Genomic DNA, 12889 nt, shown 5'->3' on the forward strand with positions numbered 1-12889 from the left:
TTAGATGAATTCGTCGAAAATTTTGTGCGTGTCAGGTTACGTTCTGTGGGCAGTCACATTATGTGAGGGTAGTGTGATCGTCACAGACAAGGAGGCGCGGTCCGTGACTACAATCACACGGGATCATCGTCGATGAGCGATCTCATCATCCGACATATGCGGCCGGACGAGATCGCGCTCGCGATCGACTGGGCCGCGGCGGAGGGATGGAATCCCGGTCTCGCCGATGCGCCCTGCTTTGGCGCCGAAGATCCGCAGGGCTTCTTCATCGGCGAGCTCGACGGCCGGCCTGCCGCGGTGATCTCCTGCGTCAATTACGGCGCGGGTTTCGCTTTCCTCGGCTTTTACATCGTGCGCCCGGATCTGCGCGGCCGCGGCTACGGTCTGAAGATCTGGAATGCGGCCATCGCGCACGCGGGGCCGCGCGTGATCGGGCTCGATGGCGTGGTGGCGCAGCAGGCGAACTACCAAAAGTCCGGCTTCGCGCTCGCTTACGCCAATGTGCGCTACGGCGGCACGGTCGCCGCACCTCCGGCGCCGAACACCGGCATCGTCGCGCTGGCCGATTTGCCGATGGCGCTGGTCGAGGCCGATGACGCCACGGTATTTCCCGCACCGCGTCCGGCCTTCCTGCGCGCCTGGATCAACACATCAGGACATGTCGGGCGCGCGCTGATGCGCGACGGCAGGCTGGCCGGCTGGGGTGTGATCCGTCCGTGTCGCACCGGCCGCAAGATCGGTCCTCTGGTTGCCGACGACCGCGCCGGCGCCGAGACCATCCTCTCGGCATTGCTCGCGAGCGCAGGCGGCGGCGACATCTTCCTCGATGTTCCCGCGGTCAACCGTGACGCCGTGGCGCTGGCGCAAGGCCTCGGGCTGTCGCCGGTGTTCGAGACCGCGCGGATGTATACCGGCGCGATCCCGCCATTGCGGATCGACCGCGTGTTCGGCGTCACGACGTTCGAGCTCGGCTAGGAAAGCCCGTGCGTTCAAATGACGCATGATCGCGGACGCGGTTCCTGTGAAGCGGCTCATAACGCGATTATTCAATAGGGAAATACACCTCTGGTTGAGCGAGAGAGCCAGTTCAGCGCACTTCCGCGCGCGCTGCGCTCGTCCGCAACAGAAGGAGGTGTCGCATGGCGTTCCTGTTTTTCAATTTCCGCAGCATGGGCCTCAGCGAGGCACTCGCCAATGTCGGCGAGCTCAAGGGCGTCGTCGCCAACACGCTGAAGCAGAACGGCTTCACCGATGTCGTCAATACCCAGTCAGAGGTTGCCGGCAACAAGAACGGCGTCCGCGTATCCATCCTGCATCTGCACAATGTCGATCGGCAGTTCTGGCAGGTGTTCATGGCCGGCGGCGATACCGCGGCCACCAAGCAGACGCTCGACGACGTCGTGAACAAGGTCGAGCACCTCGCGTTCCTCTAGAGCCTTCGGTTCTGATTGAATCAGAACTGGAGCTGCGGAGCCGTGCGAAATCCCCGCGGGCAAGCCGCGGGGATTTGCGCCCCCTAAAGCGCGATGAGATCAGGTTGAATCGTCATCGCGCTTTAGCTCCTTGTTTAAGCATGATCTCTTCGGAAAACCGCTTCGCACTTTTCCGGATCATGCTCTAGTTCGCCGCCGCGTTGACCCGCGGCGCGGCGACGTGGTCCTGCTCCAGTTCTTCGGGCAGTCCGGCGAAACGCCTTAGCGCCTTCGCCATCTTCACGCGGCCGGCGACGCCGGTGATGATGACGTCGACCATCACGAACGACGAGTGGAAGTGGCCCTGCGCCTTGAGCTGCTCGACCTTGACGCCGGCCTTCGCGAGCGCGTCGCCATAGGCATTGCCCTCGTCGCGCAGCGGATCGAACTCGCTGGTCGCGATGAACGCCGGCGGCAGGCCTTCGAGCTTTCCGCGCAACGGCGCGACGCGCGGATCGGTGCGGTCGGCCGGCGAACAGTACAGGTCCCAGAACCAGAACATCAGGCCGCGGGTCAGGAAGTAGCCGGCTGCGTTGTCGACATAGGACTGCCGGTCGAAGGTCGAGTCGGTGACCGGGCAAATCAAGAGCTGGCCTGCGATCTCGGGCCCGCCGCGATCGCGCGCGAGCTGGCAGGTCACGGCCGCAATGTTGCCGCCGGCGCTCCAGCCTGCGACCAGCACCGGGCCTGCCCTGCCGCCGAGCTCGGCGGTGTGGGCTGCGATCCAGCGCGTCGCCGCATAGCCGTCCTCGGCCGCAGCCGGGAAGCGATGCTCGGGCGCGTGGCGATAGCCGACGCTGACGATGATCATGCCGGTGCGCCGGCACAGATCGCGGCAGAACGGATCATCCGACAGCTCGTCGCCGAGCACCCAGCCGCCGCCGTGGAAATACACCACGATCGGGTGCGGCCCCGGCGTCGCCGGACGATACAGCTTGTACGGCAGCGGACCATCGGCGCCCTGCAGCACGCCGGTGCCTACCTCGCCGACCGGACGGCCGGCAGGACGGCCCTTGTTGAACTCGTTGAGAAAGTCGCGCGCACCCTGCGCGCCCATCGTCTCGATCGGCGGCAGGTTCATCTCGCCGAGCATGTTGAGCACCAGCCGCACATCCGGCTGCAAACGCACCACCTCGCCGTCATTGCACTGCTCGGCAACGCCGGGACCCGAGAGCTTGAAGCCGAGCATGCCGCGCCCGACCACCTCGTTGCAGATGCTGCGATACGGACCGACGCCGCCGGTATAGGGCATCACACCCTGCGGCTTGCCGGGCACGTTGGCACCCGTGTACCAAGTGTTGGCAAGCCGGTGCAGCGTCAGGGTCGCACAATCGGCCATATGGCGTTCCCAGCCGGCCTGCGCGGTCTCGGTTGCATCCATCGTGGTGAAGCCGGCGTCGCGCAACGCGGCGATGCGGTCGACCACCCAGTCGACATGCTGCTCGATCGACACCGCCATGTTCGACAGCACCGACGGGCTGCCGGGACCGGTGATCATGAACAGATTGGGGAAGCCTGCGACGGTGACGCCGAGATAGGTCTGCGGTCCGTGCGCCCAGACATCCGACAGTGACTTGCCGCCGCGGCCGGAGATCGGATGCACCGCCATGATCGCGCCGGTCATCGCGTCGAAGCCGGTGGCGAACACGATGACGTCGACATCGAAGCTGCGCTTGTCGGTCGAGATGCCGCCGGCGGTGATCGCCTTGATCGGCTCCTGCCGCAGGTTGACCAGCGTCACGTTCGGACGGTTGTAGGTCGCGTAGTAATTGGTATCGAGGCAGGGACGCTTGGCTCCGAACGGATGATCGTGCGGGGTGAGCGCCGCGGCTGTCTCCGGATCCTTGACCACTGCACCGATCTTCTCGCGGATCAGATCGCCGACCAGCCGGTTGCCGTCGACATCGACCGCTTGGTCGGCCCAGAGCTGGGTCAGGATGTGGACGAGGTCGCCCGCCGCCCACGCCTTCTCGAACCGCTCGCGACGCTCGGCGTCGCTCAATTGCCAGCTCACCACGGTCTGCTGCGGATACGGCACGCCGGCCATCGACCAGCGCGCCTGGTCGCGATAGGCCGCACGATCGGTCTCGAAGAAGCTCTTGCGATCTTCCGGCGCCGGGCCGTTGCCGGCCGGCAGTGCGAAGTTCGGCGTGCGCTGGAATACGGTGAGTTGCGCGGCCTGTTCGGCGATCAGCGGGATCGACTGAATGCCCGACGATCCGGTGCCGATCACGGCGACGCGCTTGCCCTTGAGGTCGACGCCCTGGTGCGGCCAGCGGCCGGTAAAATAGATCTCGCCCTTGAAGTCCTTGACGCCGTCGATTTCCGGCGGCTTCGGCGACGACAGGCAGCCGGTCGCCATGATGTAGTAGCGGCACGAGACGTTGGCGCCGTTGTTGGTCGCAATCTGCCAGCGCGAAGTCGCGTCGTCCCAGGTCGCCTGCGTGACCTTGGTGCCGAACCTGATATCGCGGCGCAGATCGTAGCGGTCGGCGACGAAGCCGAGATAGCGCAGGATTTCCGGCTGGGTCGCGTACTTCTCCGACCAGGTCCACGCCTGATCGAGCTCGGGATCGAACGTGTAGCTGTAATCGATGGTCTGGATGTCGCAGCGCGCGCCGGGATACCGGTTCCAGTACCAGGTGCCGCCGACATCGGCGCCCTCTTCGAGCGCAACCGCCGAGAAGCCCGCCTTGCGCAACCGATGCAGCAGATAGAGACCGGCGAAACCGGCGCCGACGACTGCGACGTCGACCTGCTGCGCGGTTCCGCTGTGCGTGGAGTCCGAAGCGCGTGCTGCAACTGCTGCGTCTGGCATGCCATTCCTCCCGTATGTTTTGATTTGACGGAAGGCTAGCCCTGCGCTTTCAGTTTGTCATCACGACAAACGCAATCTGAGGTCGCCGCAATTGTGGCGTGCGCGGCCTGGAGCGCGACGCGCAGCGCGTAGACGCAACTGGCGGCGCAAGTTGCGGCGACGCTACGGCAACGACGAAGGAAGCGAGTGCGCGAAGCCAGATCCGTCTTCCTGTGACGGCACGAACGGCGCCACACACCCACTGTCGTCCCGGCGAAAGCCGGGACCCATACCCCGCAGCGGATGTTGTGAACGGAACTCGTCGTTCCACCGACGAGCAACAATGGCCATAGTGGTTATGGGTCCCGGCTTTCGCCGGGACGACTCCGAGTGTTCGGAGCCACCAGTGAGTCATGAACCCACCTTAGGATGACGGGTTTACTGGTCGCCTCAAACCGACCGCATCAAACCGCCATCGACGCGGATGTTCTGACCGGTGATGTAGCCCGCGCCGTCGGAGACGAGGAACGCGATCGTCGCGGCGATCTCCTCCGCCTTGCCGTAGCGCTTCATCGGCACGCTGTCGCGGCGCGCGTCGGTTGCCGGCAGGCTGTCGATCCAGCCCGGCAGCACATTGTTCATGCGGACGTTGTCAGCCGCGTAGCTGTCGGTGAACAGTTTTGTGAACGCGGCGAGCCCGGCGCGGAACACCGCAGAGGTCGGAAACATCGCGCTCGGCTCGAATGCCCAGGCGGTGGAGATGTTGACGATCGCGCCCGACTTCTGCGCCTGCATGTGAGGTGCGACGAGACGTGTCGGACGGATCACGTTCATCAGATAGACGTCGAGACCGGTGTGCCACTGCTCGTCGGTCAGTTCCAGCACGCCCGCACGCGGGCCGTGGCCGGCGCTGTTGACCAGCGCATCGATGCGGCCCCAGCGCGCCATTACGCCGTCGACGGCGCGCCTCAGATCGTCGTTCGAACGGTTCGAGCCGGTGAAGCCGATGCCGCCGAGCTCGCCGGCCAGCGCCTCGCCCTTGCCCGACGACGACAGGATCGCAACGCGAAATCCATCTGCGGCAAGCCGCCGCGCCGCCGCCGCTCCCATGCCGCTGCCGCCCGCGGTGACGAGTGCGACCTTTTCCGAAGCCATGACCTGATATCCCATTTGATGACGAAGCCGACGCTATTGCTTGAGCATAATCTTTTCGGAAAACCGCTTCGCACTTTTCCGGATCATGCTCTAGGTCTATCATCAGGGATCGCGCCGCGCGACACCCGGGGCGGCGCTCAGGACGAGGTCGCGGCAAGAGCGATCAAGACGACAAAGACGCCAAGTGGCACAAGATGAGAAGAATCACGGTGGCGCAGAACGGTGGAAACCGCGGCCGCAATGATGGCCGCCCCAAGCGCCAGGCCAGCAACCCGACTGACTGGAAGCGCGATCAGAACAGCGCTTATCATCTCCAGTCCACCGGTCAAAATGCCCCACCAGCGCGGGTAGCCCCACCGAGCGAAATCGCTTTGGGTCGCTGACGTGCTGATCGCGTTGAAGAGGCCTGCGCCAAAGAAGCCGGCAGCGAGCAGCCAGATTGAAAGAGCATGCATCATCTCAGGGCACGCCAATGATCAGGGGCATCGCCGCAAGGACCATGATCACCGCCGTGAGACCGTGAATGCCGAAGGCGCTTTTGGTGGAGCCTTTCGCTGCGAGAATGAGCAGCATGTCCCCGATGGGGATGATGGCTTCAACCAGCAGGATGATGCCGACCTCGCGCGGCGCGCCGAACACCATGAACGCCAATACGGCCAGTCCCGCAACAATGTCGCGCACCCCCTTGAGGCGAAGCCACCAGGCGATGTTGGTGCCATTTTCAGGAAGCGGCAGGCCGAAACTGCGTGTCGCGGTTGTCGGGCTCGCGACATAGAGGGTGCCGATCGCGATAATTCCCAGGGCCAGGAGCAATCCCGTTCCGAGCGCAAGCCATTGCATCACACGTCCTCATCTAGCTTAAGAATATCTAGCACTGCTAGATAAATAGCATTGCTAGAATATCAAGCATCGGTATGATATTGATATATTTGGGCCTTCCAGGTGCGGGAGATCGAGGATTGGGAACCGCTGAGCGGAAAGGCAGGGACCGGGCTGCGCGCGAGCATCGCATTGTCGCGGCAGCGCGGGCGATCGCAGAGCGCGAAGGATGGGATGCCGTTACGGTCCGCCGTCTCGCCGACGAGATCGAATATAGCCAGCCCGTCCTCTACTCACATTTCAAGAACCGGGATACGATTGTTGCGGCAGTTGCAGTCGAGGGCTTCAAGGAACTCACGGTCGCACTTCGCGAAGCAGCGAGCGGATCGACAGGACGAAACGCCCTCAAAAATGTCGCCCTGGCCTATCTCGCCTTTGCGCTGGATCGTCCCGCGCTTTACGACGCCATGTTTGTCCTGCCAACGGATTTGCGGTTCGCCGAGGCTGGCACCAGACCCGAACTGCGGGCCGGTTTCGAAGCACTCGCGGCGGTCGTCGCGCCGTTTTGCGTCGAGGTAGCTGATGTGACCGAGACTTTTTGGGCAGCCCTTCATGGGGTCGCCACACTCGAACGTTCAGGCAGAATTCGGCCCAGCGCGCGCAACGAGCGCATCGCGCTAATTGTGCGAGCGATCGTCACTTCCGGAAACAGCTCGCGTGCTCGCGGCTGAGACGTTCAGTTGAATGACTACTTCGGCGCATCGAGACTAGCCGCCCGCGTATGAGTCTGCGCGGCGTCGCACTACTTGCGGAACACCTGCTTCGAACAGGCGTCGAACCTGGCGACCGGCCGATCCATCTGCCACAGTTCGACATCATGGCGGTCGACAAGACGGCTCGCCGATGTGACGGCCTGATCGTCATCGCTACAATCCATGTTGACCACGCCGATGGATCGGCTGTGCGGTCCGACGATATAGGCGCGATAGGTCGTCATCTTCGTTCTCCGGCTGTTGCGGCGAAGATGAGCGCGAGGACGTATGAATTCGAGAAGAGCCGCGACGAGATCTTATAAAGGCGGAATAAGCGCCTGCCGCGAACAGCCCACCACGCGCGGCAGGCCGCTCGAGACCGCCGTCAGGCCGGCGCGCCGTTCTTGAGCAGCTTCGCCACGGCCGCAACCAGCTCATCGGGCGAGAACGGCTTGTTGAGAAGCACGCTGTCCGGCACACCCCGGGTCGGCCACTCGTCGCCGCCGCCGCCGGTGATGTAGAGCACCGGGAATGACGGATCGATCTCGCGGGCGCCGCGCGCCACCCGCCAGCCGTCGAGCCGGCCGAGCAGGCGGATGTCGGTGACCAGCGCACTGTATTTGGTACGGAACGCCTTCAGCAGCGTCAGGGCTTCCTCACCCGAGCCTGCGATCGCCGGCTCATAGCCGCCGTCCCTCAGGGCGTCCTCTACCATCATCTGAAGATCACGATCGTCTTCGATGACGAGAATGATCGGCACGTCTTGCAAAGCTATCCCCCAGAAATCAGCCGGGTGCGCCCGGCTCAGCGAGCATATGCAGCAAATAGTGGCTACCGTTTGCACGGCATCCCCAGTACAAATACGGGTATCAGACGCGTCCTATTCGTCGGCGAATTCGTCTTCTTCGTTGACCCCCGCCTTACCCCGCGGGGCCGGCTTTCTGCCGCCAAGCGATCCTGTGACATAAGGTTCGCGCGCTGCATAGGGGCTACGGCCGCCGGCACGCGCCGCGACCTCTTCGCCGGAGACGGCAGCGGGCTGGCAGATCAGGCGCCGGCTGGCCCGGCGCATCAGATCCACGTGGATGTGGTCGTAGTGATAGACGTTGGAACCCGGCGCCAGCACCGTGGTGAATTGCTGGCAGGCGGCGGCCTGGACATCGCGCAGAAAGCCCTGCTCCTCCGGCAGGCCCTTCCAGCCATCCTTCACCGAGATGCGTCGGCCATCGGAGAGCGTGAAGGCTGCGATATCGAGCGCATTGCCGAAGGCGTGCTCGGAAATATGCGCGTGCGAATTGCCGTTCATGCCGCGGCAGGAATAGGCCGAGATCTGCTTGATCTCGACGACGCGCGCGCCGAACCAGCGCTGCGCCGCCGGCTGCACGGACTCGGCGAGCCAGCGCTCCAGCACCGAGACGATCGGACACGCCAGCGTTGCGGCAGGCTTCACTGCGACCGGGCCGACCGTCATCACCGAATTGCCATTCGACGGGCCGAGCCGCGGCGGCGGGGCCGCGCCGGGTGGCTGCTGGGAATAAGGTGCAGGTGAATAAGGCGCGGTCGCGCCCTCGCGCTGCGGATTACTGCGCAGGCCAGGATAATAAGGTCGCTCGCCGCTGGCATCGGGCGAGCCGTCCGGCGGCAGGTCGATCTCGCCCTGCTGCGGCGGGACGCCGGGTGCCGACAGCGACACCGGTCCGTTCGGTTGGCTGCCATAGTTCGGCTGGCCGACGGCCTGTTCGGAGTACGGGGTCTGCGCGGGCGGCGGGCCCGGCTGACGATTGATCGGCCAACGCGGCTGGTTGCCGACCGACGCCGGTGGACGCAAACTATCGTCGGCAAATCCGTAAGCCGAACTGGCTTCGCCGAGCGCGGCGACCTTGAGCGGAAACTCGGCGCCGCAGACGCCGGGGCCGGAAATCGGATCGATGCGGACGACGTCCGGGCCTTCCTTGACCGCGCCTGATTTCAGGCAAGCGGCCTCGGCCTCGGCCCGCCACGGTTCGCGCTCGGCAGTCTGGAACAGACCGCGGCCGCAACCAGCAAGCGACACAAGGACAAGGGAGCCGACGAGATACAAACGAACTCCACGCGTCATGGCGCGGAGGTTCTGCGAATTTGATTAAAGACTCTTCAACGCATTTCGACTGTTTGATTTCAGGTGTCTTTAACCATGCGGCGGAACCCGGCAGGGCAATTCGCGCGACCGCATCGATCTCGTTGTGTCATCAACTGTGGCGAATGCTCCGCATCACGTCGCAGCAGAGCAGAGCAACGCCACCGCATTGTTGTGATCGAGAAGGCATGGCGGTTCGACGTCCTGCCGCATCGGCATGCGGCTTTTGATTGTGTTTCACAACATCACAATCTTTCTGAGATCTGACAGACGGTATCCGGGACCGGCAGCCTGACCGCAACCCGCAACGCCGCGGAATTTATTTGCGTGCGCTTCAACATCTTGATTCGCCGCCTGTTTGAGCCACGCATCGCAATGCGGCATCACAGGGGAACACCGAGCTTGGCAGCAAGGCTGACTTTTTCGGCCAGGAACCTCTTGCTAGCTTTTGCGTTAATGCGGGCAGCGTTGTGAGCCAAGGGAGCTTCCCAATGGATTTCGCGAGTCCTCTGCTGAGCAAGCTGAGCATTGTGGCCGCGTACATCGCGTTCGCCTTCGTCGGCGCCATCATTCTCGGCGTGTTCTAAAGCATTCGACCAGGCCATGAGTTCAGCGCCCGGCGGCCGCCCCCGCCGGGCGCTTTGCTTTTTGCGATAGCTTATTCCGTCACCCCGAGGAGCGCGCATCGCGCGCGTCTCATCCGGTTACAAATTGGACACCTGCGCGTTCAGGAGCGCGGCTCGCCCCTAGGCTGCCCCTGCGTGATCACGCGCTGCCGTGCGTGCGAGACGCGGACCCAGTCGGCACCGGTGCAATAGACGCGGCCGAGCGCGCAGGACGAGACCCGCAGCCTGTCAGCGGCCTTCAATTCGATCGTGCCGTAACGGATGTTGCCGCTGTCCTGACTGTAGACGCCGCCATTCCAGCGTGCGCCGTTCTTCGGCTTCATGTTGATCAACACCGCTTCACCGAGATCGCGGGTGGTCCTGTCGAGCGCATAGCCGCACAACGCCGTGCCGCAGAGACGGATGCGCACCAGATTGTTGGCTTCGGTCTGCCAGTCGCCGATCGGACCGTCGTCAGGTTCGTCGGCCGCGCGCGAGACACGTATCACCGGCGGCGCCGGACGCGCAGGCGCTGCGGCCGGCGGCGGAGGCGGAGCCGCGACGACCGGCGATGGCGGGGGCGTCATCACGCGGGGCGGCGACGGTGCCGACGGTGGCGGCGCGGCAGCAGGCGCGACTGGGGCGGGCTTGTACACGATGATCGGTGGCGGCGCGGGAGATGCTGCCTGCACGGGCGCGGGCAGCGCGCTCGCGGCCGGCGTGGCAGGGATCGCTGCCGTCGCTGCCGACGCGGGCACCGGCTTCAGCATGCGGCCATTGTCACCGCCGTCATCGCGCCTGGAGCCGCCCGAGACCGAGACGCAGGACAGCGAGCGGCAGCGCGTCGAATCCACATGGACGCGGTGGCCGCCAATCGAGAACGAGATGCCCTCACTGGCATGGGCGAACGGCGTGAACAGCATCAGCGCGACGAGCAGGCAGAAGCGCTTCATCGAAGCCTCCAAAACATCCGATGACGCTTAAGGTCGCCGTGCTCGCAGCGCAGTGATCTCGGTCACCGTCATTCGGCTCAGCCCGCAACGTGATGCACATCACGGAAACGGGAGCCGGCGGCGCGTAGCGTCCGGACCAATCGCTGCCCCCGCTCAACGCCACGGAGACTTAAGATGAAGAAGCTCGTTGCGATCGCCGCGCTGCTGATGGCCACCACATCGGCGCATGCCGGCGGCACCGGCATCACCTTCCAGATCGACGGCCAGCGCATCCATGTCGAGGCGCCGCGCAATTGCAGCGCGCTGTCCTGCATCCGCATCTCGGCGCCGGGCTACAACGGCACGATCGGCGGCATCAGCAAGAACCTCGGCTCGAAGTCCGAAGACGATGACGATGTCGCCTCGACGAGCTCGCCGTCACCCGCGCCGCCGGCCGCGCCCGCACCTGCACCTTCACTTGGGCCAGTTCAGGCCGCCGCGCCGCAGCCGGCCGCGCCGGCCGCTGCCGCGCTCCCGCCGCCTCCGCCGCCCCCTGCGCCACCGGCAACGGTTGCGACCACGGCCCCCGCGCCGGTTGACGCCGCGCCCGCTGCGCCTGCACCGGCCCCGGTCGCCGCGCAGCCCGCGCCGCAACCGCAAGCCGCTCCGATTGCCGCAGCACCGACGGCGGCGCCAACCGGACCGATCGGCGTCTGGGCCACCGAGGAAAACAAGGGCAACGTCCGCGTCGAAGCCTGCGGCACCAATCTGTGCGGCTATTCGATGAAGAGCAACGAGCGCATCCTGATCAACATGAAGCCCGACGGCAGCAAGTGGAGCGGCCGCATCCACGATCCCGACTCCGGCCGCAACTACGACTCGACGATCGCGATGAAGGGCCCGAATGCGATGCGCGTGCAGGGCTGCGCCTTCGGCGGCATGTTCTGCGGCGGCCAGACCTGGAAGCGGGTCAGCTAAGGCCTGACATCTCCGGATCGTTCTGATGTCCGCTGCCGCGCAAACGGCGAGTGGACATCAGGTTTTCTGCCAGTCCGGCGGTCGCTTCATGTCGATCGCCGGACGCGCTATAAGTGCCGCCGTGTCGAGGTTGAATCGAACCTGCGGGCGGCTTGCGATGGCGATGACGGCTCTTGAACTCGGTCTCCGGGGCGCGGTGGTCGCGCTGTTCCTGGTGGTTTGCGCGGTGCTGCTGCTGCGCTACGCGGCAGTGCATCGCGCCGCGCATCTCGGTGCCGCGATGGGCGTGGCCGGCGCGGCCTACGCGATTTCGACCGCACCGTTCTTTCCCGCATCGTCATTCGGCTGGAGCTCTCCGTTCATCGCCTTCGCGATGGGCTCGCCGGTGATTTTCTGGCTGTGGGCGCGCGCGATGTTCGACGAGCGATTTGCCCTGCGGCCCTGGCACGCGGCGGCGTGGACGCTGCTCGCCGGCCTTGGTGTTGTGAGCCACAATTGCTGGGCGATCTGGCCCGATCTCGCCGGGCCGTGCGGCCGCGCCCTGGCGCTGGCGACGATCGCCTTCGCCGTACTCGGGATCGCGCAAATTCCGAAGGGATGGCGCACCGCCGTGACCACGGCACGCGGCCGGATCCTGATCGCGCTGCTGATCGGCATCGGCCTTCAGATGATGTTCGCCGCGGCGGCCGGGCTCGCCGCGATTCCGACCCGATCGATCAGCCTCAGCGCCGCGCTCGCGCTTGGCGCATTCGCGCTGATCGCGATCTGGATGATGCTGTTCGATCCGCCCGAGAGCCAGCCGGCGGTTGCCGGCGCCGGAACTGGCCAGGCCGCACCGGTCGCGCGTTCGCTCGCCAAAGGCGGGCCGCCTGCCTCCAGCCAGGCCGCGCTCAATCACCTCAAGCACCTGATGGCGACCGAGCGGACCTACCGGCAGGAGGGGCTGACCATCGGCGTCTTGGCCGTCAAGCTCGGCATGCCGGAATACCGGCTGCGGACGCTGATCAATGACGGGCTCGGCCACCGCAACTTCAACGCCTTCCTCAACCGCTACCGGCTCGACGAAGCCAAGGCGGCGCTCGCCGATGCCGGCCAGGCTGAGGTGCCGGTGCTGACGATTGCGCTCGATGCCGGGTTCCAGTCGCTGGCGCCGTTCAACCGCGCCTTCAAGGCGGACACCGGGCTGACGCCGACCGAGTTTCGGCGCCGGGCGACGGCCGCGCAAACCACGGACGCTGCGGAAATCGCTCGGTCGGAGTGAGA

General features: G+C 65.2%; 14 protein-coding genes. 5 read left to right on the forward strand and 9 right to left on the reverse strand.

The genetic code is table 11. The features are described 5' to 3' along the window. The first annotated feature begins 132 nt into the window (after positions 1-132). On the forward strand, positions 133-975 hold the full coding sequence (locus ACVIGB_RS17675) for a GNAT family N-acetyltransferase (protein ID WP_456721667.1): 843 nt from the start codon (positions 133-135) through the stop codon (positions 973-975). A 164-nt stretch (positions 976-1139) separates the two neighbouring features. Next, positions 1140-1433, forward strand: coding sequence for a hypothetical protein (locus ACVIGB_RS17680; protein WP_092115942.1), 294 nt, complete (start codon positions 1140-1142; stop codon positions 1431-1433). A 184-nt stretch (positions 1434-1617) separates the two neighbouring features. Here the strand turns inward: ACVIGB_RS17680 and ACVIGB_RS17685 are convergent, their stop codons facing one another. From ACVIGB_RS17685 to ACVIGB_RS17700, 4 genes are all read right to left on the reverse strand, one after another. Beyond that, entirely contained in the window at positions 1618-4290 is a 2673-nt protein-coding gene (locus ACVIGB_RS17685) for a flavin-containing monooxygenase (RefSeq protein ID WP_456721666.1), read from the reverse strand. 429 nt (positions 4291-4719) lie between these two features. Further along, on the reverse strand, positions 4720-5424 hold the full coding sequence (locus ACVIGB_RS17690; protein WP_456721665.1) for an SDR family oxidoreductase: 705 nt from the start codon (positions 5422-5424) through the stop codon (positions 4720-4722). A 137-nt stretch (positions 5425-5561) separates the two neighbouring features. Next, a complete protein-coding gene (locus tag ACVIGB_RS17695; protein WP_456721664.1) occupies positions 5562-5882 on the reverse strand; it encodes a DoxX family protein in 321 nt (106 codons plus the stop codon). Between the two features lies 1 nt (position 5883). After that, a complete protein-coding gene (locus tag ACVIGB_RS17700) occupies positions 5884-6264 on the reverse strand; it encodes a DUF4267 domain-containing protein (RefSeq protein ID WP_456721663.1) in 381 nt (126 codons plus the stop codon). A 119-nt stretch (positions 6265-6383) separates the two neighbouring features. Between ACVIGB_RS17700 and ACVIGB_RS17705 the strand changes: the two genes are divergently transcribed. Continuing rightward, positions 6384-6974 (forward strand): WHG domain-containing protein, encoded by a 591-nt coding sequence (locus ACVIGB_RS17705; protein WP_456721662.1) that lies wholly within the window; start codon positions 6384-6386, stop codon positions 6972-6974. A 71-nt stretch (positions 6975-7045) separates the two neighbouring features. On the opposite strand, the gene ACVIGB_RS17710 is transcribed toward ACVIGB_RS17705, so the two are convergent. From ACVIGB_RS17710 to ACVIGB_RS17730, 5 genes are all read right to left on the reverse strand, one after another. Beyond that, the gene (locus ACVIGB_RS17710; RefSeq protein ID WP_420965681.1) at positions 7046-7240 is read right to left on the reverse strand and encodes a hypothetical protein; all 195 of its coding nucleotides are present in this window, start codon (positions 7238-7240) and stop codon (positions 7046-7048) included. A 140-nt stretch (positions 7241-7380) separates the two neighbouring features. Next, positions 7381-7764, reverse strand: coding sequence for a response regulator (locus ACVIGB_RS17715; protein WP_092115949.1), 384 nt, complete (start codon positions 7762-7764; stop codon positions 7381-7383). 111 nt (positions 7765-7875) lie between these two features. Then, positions 7876-9093 (reverse strand): extensin family protein, encoded by a 1218-nt coding sequence (locus ACVIGB_RS17720; RefSeq protein WP_456721661.1) that lies wholly within the window; start codon positions 9091-9093, stop codon positions 7876-7878. A gap of 401 nt (positions 9094-9494) precedes the next feature. Continuing rightward, a complete protein-coding gene (locus tag ACVIGB_RS17725; protein ID WP_171947695.1) occupies positions 9495-9716 on the reverse strand; it encodes a hypothetical protein in 222 nt (73 codons plus the stop codon). Between the two features lie 122 nt (positions 9717-9838). After that, entirely contained in the window at positions 9839-10669 is an 831-nt protein-coding gene (locus tag ACVIGB_RS17730; protein WP_456721660.1) for a DUF2147 domain-containing protein, read from the reverse strand. A gap of 174 nt (positions 10670-10843) precedes the next feature. Here ACVIGB_RS17730 and ACVIGB_RS17735 point away from each other — a divergent pair, with 174 nt between their 5' ends. Further along, positions 10844-11626 (forward strand): DUF2147 domain-containing protein, encoded by a 783-nt coding sequence (locus ACVIGB_RS17735; RefSeq protein WP_456721659.1) that lies wholly within the window; start codon positions 10844-10846, stop codon positions 11624-11626. Positions 11627-11783: 157 nt separating this feature from the next. Beyond that, a complete protein-coding gene (locus tag ACVIGB_RS17740; RefSeq protein ID WP_456721658.1) occupies positions 11784-12887 on the forward strand; it encodes a helix-turn-helix domain-containing protein in 1104 nt (367 codons plus the stop codon). Positions 12888-12889 lie beyond the last annotated feature (2 nt).

The organism is Bradyrhizobium sp. USDA 4341 (genome assembly GCF_054063755.1).

Excerpts from the sequence above, each read along its gene's own strand:
- ACVIGB_RS17740 (WP_456721658.1), top strand. The coding sequence starts at position 11,784 with ATGGCGATGACGGCTCTTGAACTCGGTCTCCGGGGCGCGGTGGTCGCG.
- ACVIGB_RS17675 (WP_456721667.1), top strand. The coding sequence starts at position 133 with ATGAGCGATCTCATCATCCGACATATGCGGCCGGACGAGATCGCGCTC.
- ACVIGB_RS17735 (WP_456721659.1), top strand. The coding sequence starts at position 10,844 with ATGAAGAAGCTCGTTGCGATCGCCGCGCTGCTGATGGCCACCACATCG.
- ACVIGB_RS17710 (WP_420965681.1), bottom strand. The coding sequence starts at position 7,240 with ATGACGACCTATCGCGCCTATATCGTCGGACCGCACAGCCGATCCATC.
- ACVIGB_RS17695 (WP_456721664.1), bottom strand. The coding sequence starts at position 5,882 with ATGATGCATGCTCTTTCAATCTGGCTGCTCGCTGCCGGCTTCTTTGGC.
- ACVIGB_RS17700 (WP_456721663.1), bottom strand. The coding sequence starts at position 6,264 with ATGCAATGGCTTGCGCTCGGAACGGGATTGCTCCTGGCCCTGGGAATT.
- ACVIGB_RS17725 (WP_171947695.1), bottom strand. The coding sequence starts at position 9,716 with ATGGCCTGGTCGAATGCTTTAGAACACGCCGAGAATGATGGCGCCGAC.
- ACVIGB_RS17730 (WP_456721660.1), bottom strand. The coding sequence starts at position 10,669 with ATGAAGCGCTTCTGCCTGCTCGTCGCGCTGATGCTGTTCACGCCGTTC.
- ACVIGB_RS17680 (WP_092115942.1), top strand. The coding sequence starts at position 1,140 with ATGGCGTTCCTGTTTTTCAATTTCCGCAGCATGGGCCTCAGCGAGGCA.
- ACVIGB_RS17720 (WP_456721661.1), bottom strand. The coding sequence starts at position 9,093 with ATGACGCGTGGAGTTCGTTTGTATCTCGTCGGCTCCCTTGTCCTTGTG.
- ACVIGB_RS17690 (WP_456721665.1), bottom strand. The coding sequence starts at position 5,424 with ATGGCTTCGGAAAAGGTCGCACTCGTCACCGCGGGCGGCAGCGGCATG.
- ACVIGB_RS17685 (WP_456721666.1), bottom strand. The coding sequence starts at position 4,290 with ATGCCAGACGCAGCAGTTGCAGCACGCGCTTCGGACTCCACGCACAGC.